General features: G+C 69.3%; 20 protein-coding genes. 8 read left to right on the forward strand and 12 right to left on the reverse strand.

Annotation, left to right across the window (positions count from 1 at the left end; genetic code table 11):
- The first annotated feature begins 60 nt into the window (after positions 1-60).
- From P3W75_RS12470 to P3W75_RS12490, 5 genes are all read left to right on the forward strand, one after another.
- Positions 61-819, forward strand: coding sequence for an SDR family NAD(P)-dependent oxidoreductase (locus tag P3W75_RS12470; RefSeq protein WP_276227657.1), 759 nt, complete (start codon positions 61-63; stop codon positions 817-819).
- Between the two features lie 176 nt (positions 820-995).
- Positions 996-1,499 (forward strand): acyl-CoA thioesterase, encoded by a 504-nt coding sequence (locus P3W75_RS12475; RefSeq protein WP_276227658.1) that lies wholly within the window; start codon positions 996-998, stop codon positions 1,497-1,499.
- A 185-nt stretch (positions 1,500-1,684) separates the two neighbouring features.
- Complete coding sequence (ybaL, locus tag P3W75_RS12480; protein WP_276227659.1) at positions 1,685-3,379, forward strand: YbaL family putative K(+) efflux transporter; 1,695 nt, start codon at positions 1,685-1,687, stop codon at positions 3,377-3,379.
- Between the two features lie 70 nt (positions 3,380-3,449).
- Positions 3,450-3,740 carry a nucleotidyltransferase family protein gene (locus tag P3W75_RS12485; protein WP_276227660.1) on the forward strand — a complete coding sequence of 97 codons (291 nt, stop codon included), beginning with the start codon at positions 3,450-3,452 and terminating at the stop codon, positions 3,738-3,740.
- The gene (locus P3W75_RS12490; RefSeq protein WP_276227661.1) at positions 3,737-4,072 is read left to right on the forward strand and encodes a HepT-like ribonuclease domain-containing protein; all 336 of its coding nucleotides are present in this window, start codon (positions 3,737-3,739) and stop codon (positions 4,070-4,072) included. The genes P3W75_RS12485 and P3W75_RS12490 overlap by 4 nt, the downstream gene beginning before the upstream one ends.
- A 10-nt stretch (positions 4,073-4,082) precedes the next feature.
- Here P3W75_RS12490 and pdxY read toward each other — a convergent pair whose 3' ends face one another.
- Positions 4,083-4,949, reverse strand: coding sequence for a pyridoxal kinase PdxY (gene pdxY / locus P3W75_RS12495; protein WP_276227662.1), 867 nt, complete (start codon positions 4,947-4,949; stop codon positions 4,083-4,085).
- Positions 4,950-5,100: 151 nt separating this feature from the next.
- Here pdxY and P3W75_RS12500 point away from each other — a divergent pair, with 151 nt between their 5' ends.
- On the forward strand, positions 5,101-5,535 hold the full coding sequence (locus tag P3W75_RS12500; RefSeq protein ID WP_276227684.1) for a DUF3301 domain-containing protein: 435 nt from the start codon (positions 5,101-5,103) through the stop codon (positions 5,533-5,535).
- Here P3W75_RS12500 and P3W75_RS12505 read toward each other — a convergent pair whose 3' ends face one another.
- Positions 5,536-6,414, reverse strand: coding sequence for an alpha/beta fold hydrolase (locus P3W75_RS12505; RefSeq protein ID WP_276227663.1), 879 nt, complete (start codon positions 6,412-6,414; stop codon positions 5,536-5,538).
- Positions 6,415-6,519: 105 nt separating this feature from the next.
- Between P3W75_RS12505 and P3W75_RS12510 the strand changes: the two genes are divergently transcribed.
- The gene (locus tag P3W75_RS12510) at positions 6,520-8,286 is read left to right on the forward strand and encodes an ATP-binding protein (RefSeq protein WP_276227664.1); all 1,767 of its coding nucleotides are present in this window, start codon (positions 6,520-6,522) and stop codon (positions 8,284-8,286) included.
- The gene (locus P3W75_RS12515; protein WP_276227665.1) at positions 8,283-9,617 is read left to right on the forward strand and encodes a sigma-54-dependent transcriptional regulator; all 1,335 of its coding nucleotides are present in this window, start codon (positions 8,283-8,285) and stop codon (positions 9,615-9,617) included. The genes P3W75_RS12510 and P3W75_RS12515 overlap by 4 nt, the downstream gene beginning before the upstream one ends.
- 107 nt (positions 9,618-9,724) lie before the next feature.
- Here the strand turns inward: P3W75_RS12515 and P3W75_RS12520 are convergent, their stop codons facing one another.
- The 10 genes from P3W75_RS12520 to P3W75_RS12565 form a co-directional block, all read right to left on the reverse strand.
- Positions 9,725-11,068: an APC family permease gene (locus P3W75_RS12520; RefSeq protein WP_276227666.1), complete on the reverse strand. Its 1,344-nt coding sequence runs from the start codon at positions 11,066-11,068 to the stop codon at positions 9,725-9,727.
- A 106-nt stretch (positions 11,069-11,174) separates the two neighbouring features.
- Entirely contained in the window at positions 11,175-11,918 is a 744-nt protein-coding gene (locus P3W75_RS12525; RefSeq protein WP_276227667.1) for an N-formylglutamate amidohydrolase, read from the reverse strand.
- Positions 11,902-13,233, reverse strand: a complete 1,332-nt coding sequence (locus P3W75_RS12530) for a glutamine synthetase family protein (protein WP_276227668.1) — start codon at positions 13,231-13,233, stop codon at positions 11,902-11,904. The genes P3W75_RS12525 and P3W75_RS12530 overlap by 17 nt, the downstream gene beginning before the upstream one ends.
- A gap of 13 nt (positions 13,234-13,246) precedes the next feature.
- A complete protein-coding gene (locus tag P3W75_RS12535) occupies positions 13,247-13,888 on the reverse strand; it encodes a cysteine hydrolase family protein (RefSeq protein WP_276227669.1) in 642 nt (213 codons plus the stop codon).
- 2 nt (positions 13,889-13,890) lie between these two features.
- Entirely contained in the window at positions 13,891-14,748 is an 858-nt protein-coding gene (locus P3W75_RS12540; RefSeq protein WP_276227670.1) for a MurR/RpiR family transcriptional regulator, read from the reverse strand.
- Positions 14,749-15,267: 519 nt separating this feature from the next.
- Entirely contained in the window at positions 15,268-15,468 is a 201-nt protein-coding gene (locus P3W75_RS12545) for a hypothetical protein (RefSeq protein WP_276227671.1), read from the reverse strand.
- 117 nt (positions 15,469-15,585) lie between these two features.
- Complete coding sequence (locus tag P3W75_RS12550; protein WP_276227672.1) at positions 15,586-16,521, reverse strand: LysR family transcriptional regulator; 936 nt, start codon at positions 16,519-16,521, stop codon at positions 15,586-15,588.
- Between the two features lie 484 nt (positions 16,522-17,005).
- A complete protein-coding gene (locus P3W75_RS12555; protein WP_276227673.1) occupies positions 17,006-17,710 on the reverse strand; it encodes an NAD(P)H-dependent oxidoreductase in 705 nt (234 codons plus the stop codon).
- A 209-nt stretch (positions 17,711-17,919) separates the two neighbouring features.
- Positions 17,920-19,338: an aldehyde dehydrogenase family protein gene (locus tag P3W75_RS12560; RefSeq protein ID WP_276227674.1), complete on the reverse strand. Its 1,419-nt coding sequence runs from the start codon at positions 19,336-19,338 to the stop codon at positions 17,920-17,922.
- On the reverse strand, positions 19,331-20,521 hold the full coding sequence (locus P3W75_RS12565; RefSeq protein ID WP_276227675.1) for a pyridoxal phosphate-dependent aminotransferase: 1,191 nt from the start codon (positions 20,519-20,521) through the stop codon (positions 19,331-19,333). Before P3W75_RS12565 ends, P3W75_RS12560 begins: the two co-directional genes overlap by 8 nt.
- Positions 20,522-20,554 lie beyond the last annotated feature (33 nt).

A 20,554-nucleotide genomic window follows, 5' to 3' on the forward strand; every position in this document is an offset into this window, starting at 1 on the left:
CGCCCCGCCACTGCCTGACGGTGCGCCCTTTCCCTATCAGGCAGGGAGATCACTCAGTCAATGAGCACACCCGTTGTTCTGATCACCGGCGCCGCCGGCGGCCTCGGCAAGGCCATCGCCAAGCGTTTCGCCCAGAGCCACTGGCGCATCGCCGCCACCGACGTCGACAAGAGCGGGCTGCACGCGCTCAACGCCCAGGTCCCCCTGGACGCCAGCGGCGTCGCCGACCTGCGCCGCGCCGACAACTGCCAGAACCTGGTCTCGGACATCCTCGCCCGCACCGGGCGCCTGGACGCCCTGATCAACGCCGCCGGGGTCTGGCGTGAAGGCCCGGTGGAAAGCTTCAACGAGGACGACTTCGACCTGGTCCTGGGGGTCAACCTCAAGGCCGCGTTCTACATGTGCCAGGCCGCCACGCCCTACCTCAAGGACAACCGCGGCTGCATCGTGAACATCTCCAGCGACTCCGGGCGCCAGGCCTACCGCGGCTCGGCGGCCTACTGCGCGAGCAAGGCGGCGCTGACCATGCTCACCCGCACCCTGGCCCTGGAACTGGCCCAGGACGGCGTGCGGGTCAACGCCATCTCCCCCGCCGACATCGCCACGCCGATGCTCGACTACCAGGCCGAGCGCTACGGCCAGGGCAACCCGGCAGCCTACAAGCTCGGCCTGTTGCGGGATTATCCACAGGGCAAGGAGGCGCGCTTCATCCGCCCCGAGGAAGTCGCCGAGCTGGTCTGGTACCTCTGCGGCCAGCAGTCCGAGTCCATCACCGGCGCCGACCTGGCCATCGACTTCGGCCTCTCCGCCGGTCGCTGAAGCGCCACGCGGCGGGGCCGGCCGGGCCTCGTCGCGACTCCAGTGCGGCAACCGCCCGGCACGCGGGCGCGGCCCCCTGTACCGGCGAGGCAATGGAAGGTATAGAAAGGAATGTGTCGCCGGCCCCGCCCGCGCGCGTCCAGACTTGGTACCCCCACCCGCCTTGCGAGAGCGATATGGAACCCGGCAACCACCAACTCAGCATGACCGTCCTGATGACCCCGGACATGGCCAACTTCTCCGGCAACGTCCACGGCGGCACCCTGCTCAAGTACCTCGACGAGGTCGCCTACGCCTGCGCCAGCCGCTACGCCGGCCACTACGTGGTGACCCTGTCGGTCGACCAGGTGATCTTCCGCGAGCCGATCCACGTCGGCGAACTGGTGACCTTCCTCGCCTCGGTCAACTACACCGGCCGCACCTCCATGGAGATCGGCGTGAAGGTGGTCACCGAGAACATCCGCGAGAAATCCGTACGCCACACCAACAGCTGCTTCTTCACCATGGTGGCGCTGGACGACGCGCGCAAACCCACCGACGTGCCGCCACTGCAGCCCGCCACCCGCGAGGAACGCCGGCGTTTCGCCCAGGCCCAGCAACGCCGCCAGCTGCGCCAGGAGCTCGAACAGCGCTACCAGGCGATCCGCGAGGAATGGGACAAGGACGCTGACATTTCTTGACAAGAATTCTCAAGTGGCCCTGAAAAATCTCAGCGCGTCAACAGGTTAACCTTGAGCGCTGGCAATGCCGAAAGCCCCGCCAGCGCCTAGACTTTTCCCATGCGCGGGTTTGCCCCCCGTGATCCACCTTCGAGCCGCCGCCCCGTGACGGGACGCTGGCTCCCTGCGTGCCCGGAGTCCAGACCATGCACCACACACCGCTACTGACCACCCTCGCCGTCGGCTTCGTGCTGGCCTTCATCCTCGGCGCGCTGGCCAACCGCCTGCGCATCTCGCCGCTGGTGGGCTACCTGCTGGCCGGCGTGCTGGCCGGGCCCTTCACCCCCGGCTACGTCGCCGACCAGGCGCTGTCGACGGAAATCGCCGAGCTGGGCGTGATCCTGCTGATGTTCGGCGTCGGCCTGCACTTCTCACTGAAGGACCTGCTCTCGGTGAAGGCCATCGCCATCCCCGGCGCCGTGGTGCAGATCGGCGTCGCCACGCTGCTCGGCATGGGCCTGGCGTGGATGATGGGCTGGCCGCTGGGCGGCGGCCTGGTGTTCGGCCTGGCGCTGTCGGTGGCCAGCACCGTGGTGCTGTTGCGCGCGCTGGAACAGCGCCAGCTGATCGACACCAAGCGCGGGCGCATCGCCATAGGCTGGCTGATAGTCGAGGACCTGGCCATGGTCCTCACCCTGGTGCTGCTGCCGGCCCTCGCCGGGCCGCTGGGCGGCACCGCCGCCGAGGGCGCCAGCGACGGCATCCTGCTGCCGATCCTGCTGACCCTGGGCAAGGTCGTGGCCTTCGTCGCGGTGATGATCCTCGGCGGCCGCCGCGTGGTGCCCTGGGCCCTGGAGCGGATCGCCGCGACCGGCTCGCGCGAGCTGTTCACCCTCGCCGTGCTGGCCATCGCCCTGGGCATCGCCACCGGCTCGGCGGTGGTGTTCGGGGTGTCCTTCGCCCTCGGCGCGTTCTTCGCCGGGATGATCCTCAACGAATCCGAGCTGAGCCACCAGGCGGCGGAAAACTCGCTGCCGCTGCGCGACGCCTTCGCCGTGCTGTTCTTCGTCTCGGTGGGCATGCTGTTCAACCCGGCGATCCTGATCCACGAGCCGCTGCCGGTGCTGGCCACCTTCCTGGTCATCGTGTTCGGCAAGTCGGTGGCCGCCTACGTCATCGTGCGCCTGTTCGGCCACCCCAACAGCACGGCGCTGACCATCGCCGCCAGCCTGGCGCAGATCGGCGAGTTCTCCTTCATCCTGGTCGGCCTCGGCGTGACCCTCAACCTGATGCCCGAGCAGGGCCGCGACCTGGTGCTGGCCGGGGCGATCCTGTCGATCCTGGTCAACCCGCTGCTGTTCATCGCCATCGAACGCCTGCAGGCGCGCAAGGAGGCGACGCAGCCGAGCGAGACCGTGAGCGTCGACGACGACCTGCCGCCGCCGGTGCGCGAGCACGACCACGCCATCCTCATCGGCCACGGCCGGGTCGGCGAGCTGGTCAGCGCGCGCCTGCAGAAGGACGGCGTGCCGCTGGTGGTGATCGAGGACAAGCGCGAGAAAGCCGCCGAGCTGCGCGAGCGCGGCCTCAGCGTGGTGGTCGGCAACGCCGCCAACCCGGAAGTGCTGGCGCTGGCCAACGTCACCGCCGCGCGCTGGCTGCTGATCGCCATCCCCAACGGCTTCGAGGCCGGGCAGATCGCCAGCCACGCCCGCGCGGCGAACCCGAACCTGGACATCATCGCCCGCGCGCACTTCGACGCCGAGGTGGAATACCTGGAACAGAACGGCGCCAACCTGGTGATCATGGGCGAACGCGAGATCGCCCAGGGCATGTACCAGCGCGTCGAGGCCGAAGGCGAGCCAGCGCCGCAGCCGGACGGGCTGCCGCAGTCGGCTTGAGGCCGGACAGGCGTTGGGGGTATACATCAGCAGGTGTGCCGGACAAGGGCGCACCTGAATGGAGAAAGCCATGAAGCCATCGGTTGCGCTCGAACAGAAGCGCGAGGTCGTCCGCGATCTCGCGCGCCGCTATGGAACGCTGAATCCACGCGTGTTCGGCTCGGTCCTGCTCGGCACCGACCAGGACGGCAGCGATCTCGACCTGCTGGTGGACGTAGCCCCCGGCACAACCCTGTTCGACCTCGGCGGCTTACAGGATGAACTACAGGAAGTGCTGGGCGTGAAGGTCGACCTGCTGACGCCAGGCGATATTCCCCTGAAGTTTCGCAGTCAACTGCTGAGCGAAGCCCGACCGATATGACAATCAACCGCCTGGAGGACTATCTGCAACATATCCGCCAGGCGGCCAACGATGCCTGCACCTTCGTCGAAGGTATGGACAAGTCGGCCTTCCTCATCGACAAGCGTACCCAGCAGGCGGTCATCATGAGTCTGGTGATCATCGGCGAAGCCGCCGCCAAGGCCATGGACAAGTATCCCGAGTACGTCGCCGCCCATCCGCAAGTGCCCTGGCGCAACATGCGGGGCATGCGCAACCGCCTGGCCCATGGCTACTTCGATATCGACCTCGAACTGACCTGGGAAACGGTCCACAGCTCATTGCCCGCATTGCTGCGGACCCTCCCCACGTAATGGCCGCTGACTAGAGCGCCACCGCCTCGAAACGCACGCGCGGATGCGCGATGCGATCCTGGGCGCGCACCAGTTCCAGCTCGTAGCTGCCGCAGGCCTGGGTTTCCAGCAACACTTCGTGCACCGCCGCGGCGGTGAACTCGAAGGCCGTCTTCGGCGCGTCGCCCAGCAGCAGGCGGGCGAGGAACAGGCCCGAGGTGAGGTCGCCGACGCCCACCGGCTGGCGCGGGAAGGCCAGCAGCGGGCGGCGCAGGTGCCAGGTGGCGTCGGCGCTGACCAGCAGCATCTCGAAGGCGTCGGCCGGCTTGCCCGGGTAGTTCAGGTGCTTCACCAGCACCGCCCTGGGGCCGCGCGCCAGCAGGCTGCGGGCCATGGCCACGCAATCCTCCAGCGATTCGGGATGACGCTCGCAGAAGCTGTCCAGCTCCAGCTGGTTGGGGCACAGGTAGTCGGCCACGGCGGCGGCCTCGTTGAGCAGGAATTCACCGACTTCCGGCGCGACGATGCAGCCCTTCTCCGGGTGGCCCATCACCGGGTCGCAGAGGTAGATGGCGCGCGGGTTGGCCGCGCGGATCTGGGCCAGCGCCTCGAGGATCGAGCGGCCCTGGGCGGCGCTGCCCAGGTAGCCGGACAGCACCGCGTCGCAGTTGCCCAGCTCGCCGATCGCGGCGATGCCCTCGACCAGCGCCGGAATCTGCTCCGGCGGCAGCACCTGGCCAGTCCAGTGGCCATACTGGGTATGGTTGGAGAACTGCACGGTGTTCAGCGGCCAGACGTTCACCCCGACGCGGCGCATGGGAAACTCGGCGGCGCTGTTGCCGGCGTGGCCGAAGACGACGTGGGACTGGATGGCGAGGACATGGGGTGTACGCGACATGACGATTTCCTACAGGCTGAACGGCCAGTATGGGGCGCAATTCACGCCCTGGGAACCAGCGGCTCTCGCCGTCGGATGACAGACTGGGTAAGCTGGTGCGCCTATTCCCGAGCGGAGCCTTGAAGTGACCTTGGGCAACCTTTTCGCATTCATGCTGCTGGCCACGGCCGCCGCCTGGTGGTGGCGCGCCCACGGCATCCGCGAGCGCGCCCTGCAGCTGGCGCGCCAGCACTGCTCGCGGCAGGGCGTAGAGCTGCTCGACGAGGCCGTGGCCCTGCGCCGCCTGCGCCTGCGCCGGGGGGCCAACGGCCTGCTCTGCCTGGCCCGGGAATACGCCTTCGAGTTCACCGCCACCGGCGAGGATCGCTACGCCGGCAGCATCACCATGCTCGGCCAGCGCCCCGGCCCGGTGGAGCTGGAGCCCTTCCGCTTCCACCCCGAGCCCCACGAGGTGCGCGCGGTGATCGAGATCGCCCAGGCCCTGCCGGCGCCCCAGGCGGAACCGGCGGCGCCGCGGCACAAGGCCGAGGTGGTGCACCTGGCCGAATGGCGGCGCAACCACGCCGACAAGAAAGTCGGCGACTAGCTATTCGTGACCGAGCAGGAAGCGCGCCACGCGCTCGGCGCTGTCCTGCGGCTGTTCCTGCATGAAGCAATGCCCGCCGGCGACGCTCTGCCCGCCGACATGGGTGTTCTGCGCGCACCAGCGCGCCACCGACTTGGGCACGAACGGGTAGGTCTTGTCGCCGAACAGCACCAGGGTCGGGGTTTTCACCTTCGCCAGCGACGGCCACAGGCGCTTGGGGAAGGAACTGAAGATTTCCGCCTCGCGGCTCGGCCGGCACTTCAGCTCCACATGGCCGTCGACTTCCTTGATGGCGTTCTCCACGTAGGCCCACAGCGCCTCGTCGGTCCAGCCCTTGAAGATGCCCCGGCCATGCAGGCCGGCGTAGGCGGCGGCGCGGTCCGGCCACTGGCTGCGCCGGGCCTTGGCCTTCTGCACCATGGTCCGCCGCTCCTGCAGGCCGAGCACCTCGGACAGCGCCATCACGCCGATCATCGCCGGGGTGAACAGCACCGGGTCGAGCAGCGTCGCGCGTTCGAACAGCTGCGGGTGGCGGCTGAGGATCAGGCTGCTGAGCACCCCGCCGAAGCTGTGTCCGCAGGCGTAGCGCGGCACCTCGCCGTAGAGCGCGCGGCCGGCCTCGAAGGCCTCCACGGCCATCTCGGCGTTGCGGTTCCAGCCGTGGAAGCGCCCGCCGTGGTCGCTGTCGCCGTGGCCCTGGACGTCGCACAGCCAGAGGTCGAAGTCGCGCGCCAGGTGCTTGAGCATCGGCTCGTAGGCGCGGCCGCAGAAACCGTTGCCGTGCAGGAAGTGCAACAGGGGCTTGCCGCTGGGCTCGCTGCGCCAGCCGCGCAGGGTGTAGCCGGCGGAGCAGGCGTGGGACCAGGCGATCAACTGCATCGGACATTTCTCCTCGAAGGTCGCGCAGTTTAGCGACCCGAGGTCGCCCCGGACCAGAGGCCGAACGTGCTATGGTCGCCCTCCGCCAGCCAGCCCGTTTCCGCCATGCCCGTCGCCCGCCCCCTGCGCCTGATCCTCGCCAGCCTGCTGGTGCTGGCCGGCCTGCTGCTGTCGGTGTACTGGGCCGGCGAGAAGGCCCGGCAGCGCGCCCTGCTCGCCGAGGCCGAGGCGGCCCATGAGCAACTGGGGCTCTACGCCAGTTCGCTGCGCACCCTGCTGGAACGCTACCGCAGCCTGCCGGCGGTGCTGGCGCTGGACCCGGAGCTGCGCCAGGCCCTGGCCGGCTCGGTGAGCGGCGAGTTGCAGCAGGCGCTGAACCTCAAGCTGCAGAAGGTCAACGCCGCCGCGCGCTCCTCCACCCTGGAGCTGCTGGACCGCGACGGCCTCGCCGTGGCCGCCAGCAACTGGGATCTGCCGACCAGCTACGTCGGCCACAACTACGCCTTCCGCCCCTACTTCCGCCAGACCATGGCCCAGGGCACCGGGCGCTTCTACGCGGTGGGCGTGACCAGCGGCATCCCCGGCTATTTCCTCGCCCACGCGGTGCGCGACGAGGCCGGCCGGTTCCTCGGCGCCATGGTGGTCAAGCTGGAATTCCCCGACCTGGAACGGCAGTGGAGCCAGACCCCGGACCTGGTGCTGGTCAGCGACACCAAGGGCATCGTCTTCCTCGCCAACCACCCCGGCTGGCGCTACCGCGAGCTGCAACCGCTGGACACCTTCGCCCGCCTGGAGCTGGCACAGACCCGCCAGTACGACCGCCAGCCACTGTCGCCGCTGGCCCACCGCACCCTCGAACCGCTGGGCGAGGACAGCCGCCTGGTGCGCGTTTCTACCGACGGGGCCAAGGGCGCCGACAGCGACTACCTGTGGCAGTCGCTGAGCCTGCCCGACGACGACTGGACCCTGCACCTGCTGCGCGACGCGCGCGGCGTGCAGAGCGACGTCCTCACCGCGCGCCTGGCCGCCGCCGGCGCCTGGCTGGCGCTGGTGTTCCTGGTCCTGCTGTTGCAGCAGCGCTGGCGCCTCGCCCGCCTGCGCCAGCGCAGCCGCGAGGAACTGGAGCAGCTGGTGGAACAGCGCACCGCGGCCCTGCGCACCGCCCAGGACGGCCTGGTGCAGGCCGCCAAGCTGGCGGCCCTGGGGCAGATGTCGGCGGCCCTGGCCCACGAGATCAACCAGCCGCTGACCGCCCAGCGCATGCACCTGGCCAGCGTTCGCCTGCTGCTCGACGCCGGGCGTGGCGACGAGGCCCGCGCCGCCCTGGCGCGCCTCGACGAATTGCTGGAGCGCATGGCCGCGCTGACCGGGCACCTGAAGACCTTCGCCCGCAAGACTTCCGGCGGCCTGCGCGAGCGCATCGAGCTGGGCCACGTGCTGGACCAGGCCCTGCAGCTGCTGGCCGTGCGCATCCGCGCCGAGGGCGTGGAAGTCAGCCAGGTGCTGAGCCTGCCGGCCTGGGTGCTGGGCGACGCCATCCGCCTGGAGCAGGTGCTGGTCAACCTGCTGCGCAACGCCCTGGACGCGGTGACCGGGGTCGAGCAGCCGCACGTCCAGGTGGGCCTGCTGCGCGAAGGCGCCGACTGGTGCCTGGAAGTCGCCGACAACGGTCCGGGCATCGCCGCCGAACACCTGGGCAACGTCTTCGACCCGTTCTTCACCACCAAGCCGGTGGGCGAAGGACTGGGCCTGGGCCTGGCGGTATCCTACGGCATCGTCCACGAACTCGGCGGCCGCCTGGAGGCCGCCAACCAGCCCGGCGGCGGCGCGCTGTTCCGCCTGGTGCTGCCCGCCACGAGCGAAGAGACATGACTGAACACGTGATTTTCGTCGATGACGAAGCCGCCATCCGCGAGGCGGTGCAGCAGTGGCTGCAGCTTTCCGGCTTCCAGGTACGCCTGTGCGCCAGCGCCGAGGAGTGCCTGAAGCACCTGGAGCGCGGCTTCGCCGGTGTGGTGATCAGCGATGTGCGCATGCCCGGCACCGACGGCCTGGCCCTGCTCGCGCGCCTGCAGGAACTGGACCGCGACCTGCCGGTGATCATGGTCACCGGCCACGGCGACGTGCCCATGGCGGTGCAGGCGATGCGCGACGGCGCCTATGACTTCATCGAGAAACCCTTCACCCCCGAGCGCCTGCTGGACAGCCTGCGCCGCGCCCTGGAAAAGCGCCGCCTGGTGCTGGAGAACCGCCAGCTGCGCGAACAGGCCGCGCTCAAGGACCACGTGGCCTCGCGCCTGCTCGGCGTGTCGCGGCCGATGGAGGCGCTGCGGCGCCAGGTGCTGGCCCTGGCCGACACCCCGGTGAACGTGCTGATCCGTGGCGACACCGGCGCCGGCAAGGAGCTGGTGGCGCGCTGCCTGCACGACTTCGGCCCGCGCGCCGGCAAGCCCTTCGTCGCGCTGAACTGCGCGGCGATCCCCGAGCAGCTGTTCGAGAGCGAGCTGTTCGGCCATGAGAGCGGCGCCTTCACCGGCGCCCAGGGCAAGCGCATCGGCAAGCTGGAGCACGCCAACGGCGGCAGCCTGTTCCTCGACGAGATCGAGAGCATGCCGCTGGCCCAGCAGGTCAAGCTGCTGCGCGTGTTGCAGGAGCAGCAGCTGGAGCGCCTGGGTTCGAACCAGAGCATCCATGTCGACCTGCGGGTGATCGCCGCGACCAAGCCGGACCTGCTGGAAGAAGCCCGCGCCGGGCGCTTCCGCGAGGACCTGGTGTACCGCCTGAACGTCGCCGAATTGCGCCTGCCGCCGCTGCGCGAACGGCGCGAGGACATCCCCCTGCTGTTCGAACACTTCGCCGAACTGGCCAGCCGCAAGCTCGGCCGCGAGGCGCCGCCGCTGTCCACCGCCGAACTGGCGCGGCTGCTGGCCCACGACTGGCCGGGCAACGTGCGCGAGCTGGCCAACGCCGCCGAGCGTCACGTCCTCGGCCTGGACCGCGCGGCGCAGCTGGAAGCGCCGGCCGGCAGCGGCCTGTTCGAACGCATGGAGGCCTACGAGGCCGAGTGCATCCGTCAGGCGCTGGGCCAGTGCAAGGGCGACATCAAGGCGGTGATGGAGCTGCTCGGCCTGCCGCGCCGCACCCTCAACGAGAAGATGCAGCGGCACGGGCTGAGCCGTGGGGAGTTCCTCGGCGAGGGCTGACGCCCGTATGCCCCCAGGCGGCGTATAACCGCGAACGGTTATACGCCCTACGCTCCCTGGCGCTCCGTAGGGCGAATGAAGCGGAACGCTTCATCCGCCGTCACCACTCACAGCCCGGCGGCGAGCTCGCCGGCCTTGCCGCGCTTGTGCAGCACCGCCAGGTACACCAGGCCCACGGCGATCCAGGCCAGGCCCAGGTACTGGGCGTCGGCGCTCATGCTCAGCAGCACGTAGCCGATGATCGCCAGGCCCACCAGCGGGAACAGCAGGTGGCGCACGACCTGGCCGCTCTTCTGGCGGATGAAGTAGTGGTTGATCACCGCCAGGTGCAGCAGGCAGAAGCCGGTGAGCGCGCCGAAGTTGACCAGCGAGGTGAGCACGTCCGGTGCGTCGAGGAAGGCCACGCCGATGCCCAGCGACAGCACCGCCACCAGGTACAGGCTGACGTGCGGGGTCTGGTAGGTCGGGTGGACCTTGGCCAGCACGCGCGGCAGCTTGCCGTCGCGGGCCATCGAGTAGAGCAGCCGCGACACCGCCGCCTGCGAGGTGATCGACACGGTCACGCCCCAGGCCAGCGCCGTGGCCACCGCCGTCAGGGTCGACAGCCATTTGCCGCCGGCGGCCTCGGCGATCTCGTAGAACGCGGTGTCGGCGGACTGGAAGGTCATGCCGGCGGCGAGGTCGGTGGCCAGCCAGGTCTGCAGCACGAAGATGCCGCCCATGACGAACAGCGCGATCAGCGAGGCGCGGCCGATCTGCTTCGCCGGGTCGCCCTTGACCTCTTCGGCCAGGGTCGAGATGGCGTCGAAGCCGAGGAACGACAGCACCGCGATGGACACCGCCTTCATCACCAGGCCAAGGTCGAAGTGCTCCGGCTGGTACAGCGGCGCCAGGGTCAGCCGGCCGTTGCCCATGCCGCCTTCCAGCGCGTGGTAGCCGACCACCAGGAAGATGCCCAGGACGATCATCTCGGCGATCAGGAACAGCAGGTTGAAGCGCGCGGCGAAGGTGATGCCGCGCAGGTTCACCAGGGTCGCCGAGACCAGGAAGGCGAGCATCCACAGCAGCTTCGGCACCTCCGGGAACAGGTGGTTGAGCGCCAGCGCGCTGAACACGTAGAGCAGCGGCGGAATCAGCAGGTAGTCGAGCAGCAGCACCCAGCCGGCGAGGAAGCCGACGTGCGGGTGGATGCCGCGTTGCGCATAGGAATACACCGAGCCTGCGATGGGGAAGGCGCGGGCCATGGCGCCGTAGCTCAGGGCGGTGAACAGCATCGCCAGCATGCCCACCAGGTAGGCCATGGGCACCATGCCCTGGGAGTCGGCATGGACCCAGCCATACACGCCGAAGGGCGCGATGGGGATCATGAAGATCATCCCGTAGATGACCAGGTCGCTTAGGGAAAGACTGCGGCGGAGCTGTTGCTGGTAGCCAAACTGTTCGATGGCCATGCGGGGAGTCCTCTGGATACGGCAGCTTTGTCGTTGGAATAGGCGCCGCGAGCGCGACAGCGCTGTTGTTCTTGTTATGTGCGGGGCCGGCGCGCCGGCCCGTCCCTCAGAGCCAGGGGTACAGACGCTCGGCCCAGGCCGCGACCGCTTGCGCGTCGCGCAGTCCATCGTTGCGGATCTCGATGAGCACGGCGTCCAGGCCACGCTCGTCACCGTGCACCGGCACCGTCATGTCTTCCGCCGGGTCGATGTCATAGGGTTGGTTGGCGCCGATCTCGCCGCCGCCCGAGCGCAGGCCGTCGATGATCCGCCGCGCGTAGTCACCGGCGCGGCCGAACAGCACGCCGGCCTCCCAGGGCCGGGGCACGCCGCGGTAGCTCGGGGTGAAGCTGTGCACGCCGACGATGCGGGTCGGCTGGCCGCCGGCCAGGCGCTGGTCGATCAACTCGGCGAGGGTCCGGTGGAAGGGTTCGAACAGGCGCGCCTGGCGCTCGCGGCGGTCGGCTTCGCCCAGTCGGAGGTTGCCCGGAATCGGGTAGACCTCGCTGTGCGCGGGGATGCTGTCCGGCGCCGTCAGCGGGCGGTTCAGGTCGATCAGCAGGCGCGAGTAGCCGGCCACCAGCAATGGCGCGTCGAGGCGCGCGGAGAGCGCCTCGGCCAGGGCCAGGGCGCCGATGTCCCAGGCGATGTGTTCCCGCGCGGCGGCGTCGTCCAGGCCGAGTTGCGCCAGTTCCGCCGGGATGTAGCGGCTGGCGTGCTCGCAGACCAGCAGCACCGGGCTGCGCCCCTGCGGGTTGAGCAGGCGGAACGGCGGCTCGTGGTAGAGCCCGCTTTCAGTAGAGGCTGGCATAGCGTTGGCACACCTGTTCGTCGGTGAGGTCGCGGGTCAGCGCCAGCTCCTGGCGCTTCATGGCGAAGTAGGTCTGCAGCAGCGCGGGCGGCAGCTGGGCGCAGAGCGCGTGGTCGTCCATCAGCAGTTGCAGCGCCTCTTCCAGCGAGCCGGGCAGCGCGTGGATGCCGAGGGCTTCGCGCTGCTCGGCGCTCAGCGAGTCCGGATCGACGTCGGTCACCGCGCTCAGCGCCAGGCGCTCTTCCAGGCCCAGGCGGCCGGCGATGAGTACCGCGGCCATCGCCAGGTGCGGCGAGGCGGTGGCGTCCATCGGGCGGAATTCCAGGTTGAACTGGCGCGCCAGCGGCTTGCCGCCGAGGCTCACCACCGGGCAGATGCGCAGCGCCGCCTCGCGGTTGCGCAGGCCCAGGCAGGCGTAGGCGGCGCTCCAGTGGTGCGGCTTCAGGCGCAGGTAGGAAACCGCGGTCGGCGCGCTCAGCGCGCACAGCGCCGGCAGGTGCCGGAGCACGCCGGCGGCCCAGTGACGGGCGGTTTCCGAGAGGTTGTTGGGCTGCTCGGCGTCGTAGAACAGCGGGGTGTTGTCGAGGCGCTGCAGGCTCAGGTGCAGGTGCACGCCATTGGTGACTTCTCCCGGCGCGTGCAGCGGCGAGAAGCAGGTGCCCAGGCCCATCTGGCGGGCGATCTCGCGGGTCAGCTCGCGCACGTTCACCGCGCGATCGGCGGCGGCCACACCCTGGGTCGGGCGGCAGGTCACCTCGTACTGCAGGCGGCCGTACTCGGGGAGGAACATTTCCGGTTCGGCGCCCGTACGTTCCAGGGCGGCCATCAGCCAGCCGGGGAAGTCGCCGGCGGCGCGCTGGGCCTGCAGCGAGAAGGCGCCACCCGGCCCCTCGGGCAGGCCGAGCAGAGTGAATTCGTGCTCGAAGGCGGCGGTGACCTGCAGGCCCAGTTCGCGGTAGCGGGCGATCTCCTCGCGCAGCAAGGTGCGCGGGCACACCGGCCAGGGCGTGCCGTCGGTTTCCACCAGGTCGCCGTGGTAGAAGTCCAGCGGCGGCGCCTGCGGGTCGGGGCCGCGCTCGAGGAACAGCCGCGCCTGCGGGTCGGGCAGCAGGCGCAGGTCGCCGTGGCTGCCCCAGGGGTTGTCGTCGGCGATGATGTCCTGCGGCGTCAGCGCGCTGTTCGCCGGCACCCAGCCGCAGCCGCTGGCCAGTTGCTCGGCCACGGCCGAGGCCGGCAGCGAACGACCGCGCGTGATGCCGGCGAGGTCGGTGGTGACGAAGCTGCTCAGGTGCAGCGGCCCGGTGGCTTGGCTCATGGCGTGCTCCGCGTCAGGCGAGGTCGGCGATACGCGCCAGCACCGTGTCGGTGTCGGCGATCCAGCAATAGCCCTTGATCGCTTCCAGGCAGGCCTGGTGGCGTTCGGCGGTGTGGGTGGCGCAGGCGTCCTCGACCAGGGTCACCAGGTAGCCGCGGTCGGCGGCGTCGCGCACGGCCATGTCCACGCACTGGTCGGTGACCACGCCGCAGACGATCAGGTGGCGCACGTTGAGGTTGCGCAGCACGTAGTCGATGGCGGTGGAGTTGAAGACCCCGGAGGAGGTCTTGGGCAGCACGATCTCGTTCTCGGCCGGCGCCAGCGCATCGATCACCTGGGCGTCGGGGTGGCCCTTGGGCAGGTGCATGTCCGACAGCTTGTGGTCCAGCGAACGGTCGCGGCCGTCGGCGGTGAGGCTTTCGATGATGGTGTGCAGCACGTCCTGCCCGGCGCCGCGCATGGCCGCCAGCAGGCGCTGCTGGTTGGGGATGACCTGGCTCTGCACGCGCTCGTAGAAGTAGCGGGCCTTCACCGGGTCGACATGCGCGTCGCGGCCGGGGATGACCCAGGCGTTCTGCATGTCGACGAACAGGATCGCGGTTTCGCCGCGGCGGTACGGCAGGTCGCGGGGCGACGGGTGGGGCAGGCTGAACATGGTCATTCCTCGAGCAGATGGGCGTTGAAGCCGGCGCGCAGTTGGTCGATGCCGTCCAGGCGTTCGTCGAGCTGGCTGTCGCTGCGCGCCACCAGGGCGGCGATGAGCGCCTCGACCTGGGCCATGGCCGGCACCAGCGAGTCGAACGGCGAGGTGGACTCCACCGGCGCGCTGATGATCAGGTCGGCCAGCTCGCGCAGCGGCGAGGCGTAGATATCGGTGAACAACACCACCCGCGCGCCGCGCGCCTTGGCGGTCTGCGCGACGAGCTGGGCCTGGGCCTGGTAGCGGCGGTAGTCGAACAGCACCAGCAGCGACTGGCGGTCCATGTCGTGCAGCAGATCGGGCAGCGCCATGCCGTCGTCCAGCCACAAGCAACCGCCGCGCAACAGGCGCAGGTGGGTCACTAGGTAGCCGGCGAGGAAGCGGCTGAACCGCCCGCCGTGGCAGAATACCCGCAGGCGCGGGTCGAGCAGCCAGTCGCCGAGCAGGCGGATGTCGTCGGCGCGGGTCAGGCCCAGGGTGTGCTGCAGCTTGTCGGAAGCGTCGGCCAGGTAGCTCGACCAGGGGTCGTCCTGCTCCATGCGTTCGCGGCGTTCGGCGAGCAGGGTACGCGGCGAGCGCAGGCGGTCGTCGACCTCGGCCAGCAGCGCGTCCTGGAACTCGCCGTAGCCGGCGAAGCCGAGCTTCTTCACCAGGCGCAGGATGGTCGGGTCGCTGACGCCGGCCTGCCGCGCCAGGCGCGCCATGGGCCCGAGGCCGAGGCGCGGGTAGTCATCGAGGAGGGCACGCAGCACCTTGCGCTCGGCCGGGGTCAGGGCGACGTCCGGCGCGGCCAGGCGCTCTTTGAGGCTGGACATGGCAGCTTCCTTGGAGGTTGTGGGTGATTTTGTAGTGAATATTTCAAATCATTGCAAATACTTTGTTTGTGTTCGATTCACTACACAAATGGACGCAAGGCCGCGCCGGCTCTGGGTCGCGGCCGGGGAACTTTTTCGCGGGCAAAAAAAAACGGCCGCTGAAAGCAGCGGCCGGCAAGTAGACGTCGAGTCGGAGCATTCGCACATCGACGTCGGGAAGCACTGCCAGACGGTGTTGGAGGACCGGCTGGCGAGAGAGGCGGCAGGTTCGCAGTCGCCACCTCTCGGGACACATCAGGCTGATCGTGTCGCGGCTGCCGGACGGAGCCCGGCAGATAGGGGCAAGTATATTGACCTATCTAAAAAGGATAAAGCACCAAGCGGGCGAAAGACCTTTTCAATTCCTGCAAGAATCGCCGGCGTGCTTCAGGCAAAAAAAAACGCCGCATGTCATATGCGGCGCAAGGCATTGGGAATACCGGCTCACGCACCGGGCTTCCCGGGGGAAGGGAACGCCGATCAGGAATCGGCGTTGGGCTGCGCGGCGACCTTGCCGGCGGTGCGCTCGGCGTCGGCGGCCTGGTGGGCGGCAGCGATGGCGGCTTCGTTGGCTTTGACCATCTTGTCGGACATCAGTCGGGACTCTTCGGCAAAGCTCAGTTGCACGAAGGACAGCGAACAAACGGACAGCAGGGCAGCAACAACAAACTTACGGGACATGATTTTCGAACCTTTGATTGGCCCCGCTTGGTGGGGGCGATGCAAAGGTTACGTCCCGATGACGGGCGGAAAAATACCTGGCGCACCAATATACCCTTGCCTAAAAAGCAACAATCCTCAGGCGAAGTGCGCCGGATCGCTGAGCACCTGCTCGTCGGCGTCGAAGGCACGCGGCAGTTCTTCCTTGAGGAACTCCACCCAGGTGCGGATCTTCGCGTCGAGGAAACGCCGCGACGGGTAGAGCGCGAAGATCTGCCGCACGTGCAGGCTGCGCTCGGGCAGCACGCGCACCAGTTCGCCCTGGCGCAACGCCGGCGCGGCCACGTAGCTGGGCAGCAGGCAGATGCCCATGCCGGCGCGCGCGGCCCCGGCCAGGGCCTCGGCGACGTTGACCATGAAGGTGTCGCGCGGGCGGATGACGCTCGATTCCTCGTTTTCGTCGAAGGCCCAGCCCTCCGGGAAGGTCGGGTCCTGCAGGCGCAGGCAGCGGTGTTCGCGCAGGTCCTCGATGTTGCGCGGGGTGCCGCGTTCGGCGAGGTAGCCGGGGCTGGCGCAGAGCACGCTGTAGATGGTGCCGAGGGTCTGGGCGACGTATTCGGAGTCGGGCAGTTCGCGGTCGCGGGTGATGACCACGTCCTGGCCTTCCTCGAGGATGTCCGGCTGGCGCTGGGCCAGGGTCAGCTCGATGTAGACCTCCGGGTGCTGCTGGCAGTAGCGCGAGATCAGCGGGATCAGGTGCTGCTGGCCGAGCCCGGTCAGCGAGTGCACGCGCAGCCGGCCGCGCGGGCGCAGGTGCGCGCCGTTGGCCTCGGCTTCGGCCTCGTCGACGTCGACCAGGATCGCCCGGCAGCGCTGCAGGTAGCGCTCGCCGGTCTCGGTCAGCGCCAGGCGCCGCGTGGTGCGGTGCAGCAGGCGGGCCTGGAGGAAGGCTTCGAGGTCGGAAACCACCCGCGAGACCTGGGCGGTGGACAGCCCCAGGGCGTTGGCGGCGGCGGTGAAACTGCCGGCGTCGACCACACGGGCGAAGACCCGCATCGCATGTAAAGTGTCCACTGTTGCCCCGTCTGCAAAACTGAATCGCAGTATAGGGCCATTTTCCTACAACCGTTGCCGGGTATAGTGGCAACCAAGTCGCTGCAGCAGCGGCGGGCCCATCCGGCCCGTCGTCTGGCACTCGGCACACCAGCCGCTTGCCACTCTCCCCCCCGCGCATACCCGGCTGCAGCGGCTGCCCTTTTCCTCCAAAGGCGCATGTCTTTTTCTGACATGCGCCTTTTTTCGTTGGGGCTGCTGGGTGGATCGGAGCATAGGAGCGAGCTTGCTCGCGAACCCTGGAGCGCCGCCCGCCTATCCCATCATCCCCGCGAACGCGTTCGCGGGGATGATGAGGTTTCAGGCACGTAGGGCGCATAACGCCTATGGCGTTATCCGCCGCCAGCCCCTGCGCCAGGGCCAACGGCGGATAACCGCGAACGGTTATTCGCCCTACGCGAGTTCGCGGGAATGACGCGGTTTCAATACGCTGCCGACACGCCGCTCAGCGCGGCAGCGGGTAGAGGCGCTCGTCGAACTGCTCCAGGCGCGGGAATTCCAGGCCCTGGTCGTTCTCCAGGTGCTGCAGGCGGTCCTGGTACTGGCGCAGGAAGTCCTGGCGCGCGTCGTTGCTGATGTAGGGCACGTGCCAGGCCACGAAGGGCGGCAGCACGGTCATGCCGGTGTAGGCCAGGGTGCCGCGCAGGATCGGCCGCAGCATGTCTTCCAGCGGGCCGTGGATGGCGCCTTCGCCGAACATGTGGTCGCGGCCGCCGAGGGTCACCGTCACCAGCGCCTTCTTGCCGGCCAGGCCGCCCTGGTCGTAGAAGCGCTTGCCGCCGTAGCAGACGCCCGAGACCAGCACGCGGTCGAACCAGCCCTTGAGGATGGCCGGGGCGGAGAACCAGTAGATCGGGAAGTTGAAGATCACCAGGTCCGCCCACAGCAGCTTGTCCAGCTCGGCCTGGATGTCGGCGGCGATGGTCCTGGCCTTGGCGCCTTCGCGCTGCTCCAGGGCGTAGACCAGGTACTCGGGGTTGGCGCGGGCGCCGAAGTCGGCGGCGCTGGCCACCGGGTTCCAGTTCATCGCGTAGAGGTCGGAGACCTGCACCTGGTGGCCCTGGCCCTTGAGGGTTTCCTCGGCCAGTTGATAGAGCGCGGTGCTGAAGGACTGCGGTTCGTTGTGGGCGTGGACGATCAGTACGTTCATGTGGATTCCTTGATGATCGGGCTTCTGCGCTGGGCGTTGCCCTCTCCCTAACCCTCTCCCTGAAGGGAGAGGGGACTGTCTGGCGCAAGCGAAGAGTTCCGCACTCGCCGGCTGACTCCATTGCGTCCGGGTGTTCCGAACGGCTCCCTCTCCTGTTTGCGGCGGCCCGCGTAGGGGAGAGGGCTGGGGAGAGGGTGCTCTTCAAGCGCTCAGAGTTGGATGGCCTTGTGCTCGACGAACTCGCCCAGGCCTTCCTCGCCCCACTCGCGGCCGTTGCCGGACTGCTTGTAGCCGCCGAAGGGCGCGCGGTAGTTGAAGGCACCGCCGTTGACGAAGCATTGGCCGGCGCGCATATGCCGGGCGAGGCGCAGGCCATCCTCGCGATCGCCGGCCCAGACCGCGCTGGACAGGCCGAACGGCGAGTCGTTGGCGATAGCGAGCGCCTCGGCCTCGTCGGCGTAGGGGATCAGGCACAGCACCGGGCCGAAGATTTCCTCGCGGGCGATGCGCATCGCATTGTTCACGCCGGCGAAGATCGTCGGCCGCACGTAGTGGCCGCGCTCCAGGTGCGCGGGCCGTTCGGCGCCGCCGCAGACCAGTTGCGCGCCCTCCTCCTGGCCGACGCGAAGGTAGTCGAGCACCGTGCGGCGCTGGCCGCCCGAGCACATCGGGCCGAGGAAGCTGTCGGGGTCGAGCGGGTCGCCCAGTTTCAGCGCCTCGGCCTCGGCGCGGGCGATCTCCACCGCCTCGGCGTAGCGGCTGGCCGGCAGCAGCATGCGGGTCAGCGCGGTGCAGGTCTGCCCGGAGTTGATCATCACGTCCTGCACGCCATGGCGCACGGCGGCCGCCAGGTCGGCGTCGGCGGTGATCAGGAACGGCGACTTGCCGCCCAGCTCCAGGCACACGCGCTTGACCGTCGGCGCCGCCGCCTCGGAAACGCGGATGCCCGCCGTGGTCGAGCCGGTGAACGAGACCATGTCCACGTCCGGGTGCCGCGACAGTGCCTCGCCGACCTTCGAGCCGGGGCCGCTGACCAGGTTGAACACGCCGGCCGGCAGGCCGATGGCATCGATCATCTCGGCCAGCAGGAAGGCGTGCAGCGGGGTGTCCTGGCTCGGCTTGACCACCACCGTGCAGCCGGCGGCCAGGGCCGGGGCGAGCTTGCCGATGAGCTGGTGCAGCGGGTAGTTCCAGGGGTTGATGAAGGCGCACACGCCCACCGCTTCCTTGACGATCAGCGAGTTGCCGACCTCGCGCACCTCGTCCATGTGCGCGGCCAGCGGGGCGTAGCTTTCCAGGCCCTCGATCGGCCCGTCGACCTGGACCATGCGGCACCACTGCACCGGCATGCCCAGCTCGGCGGTGATCAGCGCGGCCATCTCGTCGGCGCGCGCCCTGAGCTGCTCGGCCAGCGCGCGGATGTAGCCGGCACGCACGCTGGAGGGCGTTTGCGACCAGGCCGGGAAGGCCCGCCGCGCGGCGTCCACCGCGCGGTTCACGTCGGCTTCGGCGCCCAGCGGCACGCGGCCGATGGTCGCTTCCGTGGCCGGGTTCTGCACCTCGGCCAGGCCCTGCCCTTGCGGCGCCACCCAGGCGCCGTCGATGTACAGCCGCAGGCGGTCATGCATAGCGTTTCTCCTTGAGCAGTTCGGCGGCGCACAAGGCGATGCGCCGGCAGGCTTCGCGCAGCGGCGCGGCGCCGAGCACCAGGCCCAGGCGGATGTGCCCGGCGGCGCTGGGGCCGAAGGCCTCGCCGGCGAGCACCGAGACGCCGTGGCGGTCCAGCAGCAGGTCGGCGAAGTCCTGGGCCGAGAGGCCGGTGGGACGGATGTCGACCATCACGAACATGCCGCCGTCCGGGCGCAGGGCGCGCAGGCCGACGCAATCGGCGAGGCAGTCGAGCACCAGGTCGCGGCGTTGGCGATAGGCCTCGCGCATGGCTTCCAGTTCCGGCAGCTGGGCTTCCAGCGCGGTGCAGGCGGCGTCCTGGATGAAGTCCGGCGAGCCGTAGAGCATGCACAGGGCGAGGTTTTCCAGGTGGCCGCAGAGCGCCTGCGGGCCGACCACCCAGCCCACCCGCCAGCCGGTCATGGCGTGGGACTTGGACAGGCTGTTGAGGGTCGCGGTGCGCTCGGCCATGCCCGGCAGGCTGGCCGGGCTGACGTGCTCACCGTCGAAGATCAGTTCGCTGTAGACCTCGTCGGAAATCATCCACAGGTCGTGGGCGACGCACAGCTCGGCCAGCGCTTCCCAGGTGGCGCGCGGCAGGCTGGCGCCGGAGGGGTTGTGCGGGCTGTTGATGGCGATGGCGCGGGTGCGCGGGGTGACCAGTTTCGCCACGTCCTCGGCCTGCACGCGGAAGCCGTGCTCGGAGCGCACCGACACCGGCACCACCTTGGCTCCGCAGGCGCCGAACACCGCTTCGTAGGTGACGTACATGGGTTCGGCGACTATCACCTCGTCGCCCGGGTTCAGCAGGCACTGCGCCACGGCGTAGAGCGCGCATTGCGCGCCGGCCAGCGCCACCACGTTGTTCGCGTCCACGGCCTGGCCACTGCGCTGCGTGTGGCGGCGGGCGATGGCCTCGCGCAGGTTGCGCTTGCCGCGCACGTCGGAGTAGTGGGTGTTGCCGGCCAGCAGGCTGTCGATGGCCGACTGCACGATGGGCGACGGGGTGTCGAAGTCGGGGTCGCCTACCGACAGCAGCAGGATGTCGTCGCCCTGCTCCATGCGCGCCAGGGCGCGGTAGTGGATGTCCCAGGCGGCGGCGCCGTCGCCGGCGATGCGTTGGGTGAGGTTCGAGAAGCGCATGGGGAGTGTCCTTCAATGCGCCGGGGCCGCGCG

The organism is Pseudomonas citronellolis (assembly GCF_029335315.1).
Lineage (GTDB): Bacteria > Pseudomonadota > Gammaproteobacteria > Pseudomonadales > Pseudomonadaceae > Pseudomonas > Pseudomonas citronellolis_A.

Excerpts from the sequence above, each read along its gene's own strand:
- P3W75_RS12485 (WP_276227660.1), top strand. The coding sequence starts at position 3,450 with ATGAAGCCATCGGTTGCGCTCGAACAGAAGCGCGAGGTCGTCCGCGAT.
- P3W75_RS12540 (WP_276227670.1), bottom strand. The coding sequence starts at position 14,748 with ATGTCCAGCCTCAAAGAGCGCCTGGCCGCGCCGGACGTCGCCCTGACC.
- P3W75_RS12535 (WP_276227669.1), bottom strand. The coding sequence starts at position 13,888 with ATGTTCAGCCTGCCCCACCCGTCGCCCCGCGACCTGCCGTACCGCCGC.
- ybaL (WP_276227659.1), top strand. The coding sequence starts at position 1,685 with ATGCACCACACACCGCTACTGACCACCCTCGCCGTCGGCTTCGTGCTG.
- P3W75_RS12555 (WP_276227673.1), bottom strand. The coding sequence starts at position 17,710 with ATGAACGTACTGATCGTCCACGCCCACAACGAACCGCAGTCCTTCAGC.
- P3W75_RS12545 (WP_276227671.1), bottom strand. The coding sequence starts at position 15,468 with ATGTCCCGTAAGTTTGTTGTTGCTGCCCTGCTGTCCGTTTGTTCGCTG.
- P3W75_RS12505 (WP_276227663.1), bottom strand. The coding sequence starts at position 6,414 with ATGCAGTTGATCGCCTGGTCCCACGCCTGCTCCGCCGGCTACACCCTG.
- P3W75_RS12565 (WP_276227675.1), bottom strand. The coding sequence starts at position 20,521 with ATGCGCTTCTCGAACCTCACCCAACGCATCGCCGGCGACGGCGCCGCC.
- P3W75_RS12525 (WP_276227667.1), bottom strand. The coding sequence starts at position 11,918 with ATGCCAGCCTCTACTGAAAGCGGGCTCTACCACGAGCCGCCGTTCCGC.
- P3W75_RS12475 (WP_276227658.1), top strand. The coding sequence starts at position 996 with ATGGAACCCGGCAACCACCAACTCAGCATGACCGTCCTGATGACCCCG.
- P3W75_RS12510 (WP_276227664.1), top strand. The coding sequence starts at position 6,520 with ATGCCCGTCGCCCGCCCCCTGCGCCTGATCCTCGCCAGCCTGCTGGTG.
- P3W75_RS12520 (WP_276227666.1), bottom strand. The coding sequence starts at position 11,068 with ATGGCCATCGAACAGTTTGGCTACCAGCAACAGCTCCGCCGCAGTCTT.
- pdxY (WP_276227662.1), bottom strand. The coding sequence starts at position 4,949 with ATGTCGCGTACACCCCATGTCCTCGCCATCCAGTCCCACGTCGTCTTC.
- P3W75_RS12560 (WP_276227674.1), bottom strand. The coding sequence starts at position 19,338 with ATGCATGACCGCCTGCGGCTGTACATCGACGGCGCCTGGGTGGCGCCG.
- P3W75_RS12530 (WP_276227668.1), bottom strand. The coding sequence starts at position 13,233 with ATGAGCCAAGCCACCGGGCCGCTGCACCTGAGCAGCTTCGTCACCACC.
- P3W75_RS12470 (WP_276227657.1), top strand. The coding sequence starts at position 61 with ATGAGCACACCCGTTGTTCTGATCACCGGCGCCGCCGGCGGCCTCGGC.
- P3W75_RS12500 (WP_276227684.1), top strand. The coding sequence starts at position 5,101 with ATGCTGCTGGCCACGGCCGCCGCCTGGTGGTGGCGCGCCCACGGCATC.
- P3W75_RS12490 (WP_276227661.1), top strand. The coding sequence starts at position 3,737 with ATGACAATCAACCGCCTGGAGGACTATCTGCAACATATCCGCCAGGCG.
- P3W75_RS12515 (WP_276227665.1), top strand. The coding sequence starts at position 8,283 with ATGACTGAACACGTGATTTTCGTCGATGACGAAGCCGCCATCCGCGAG.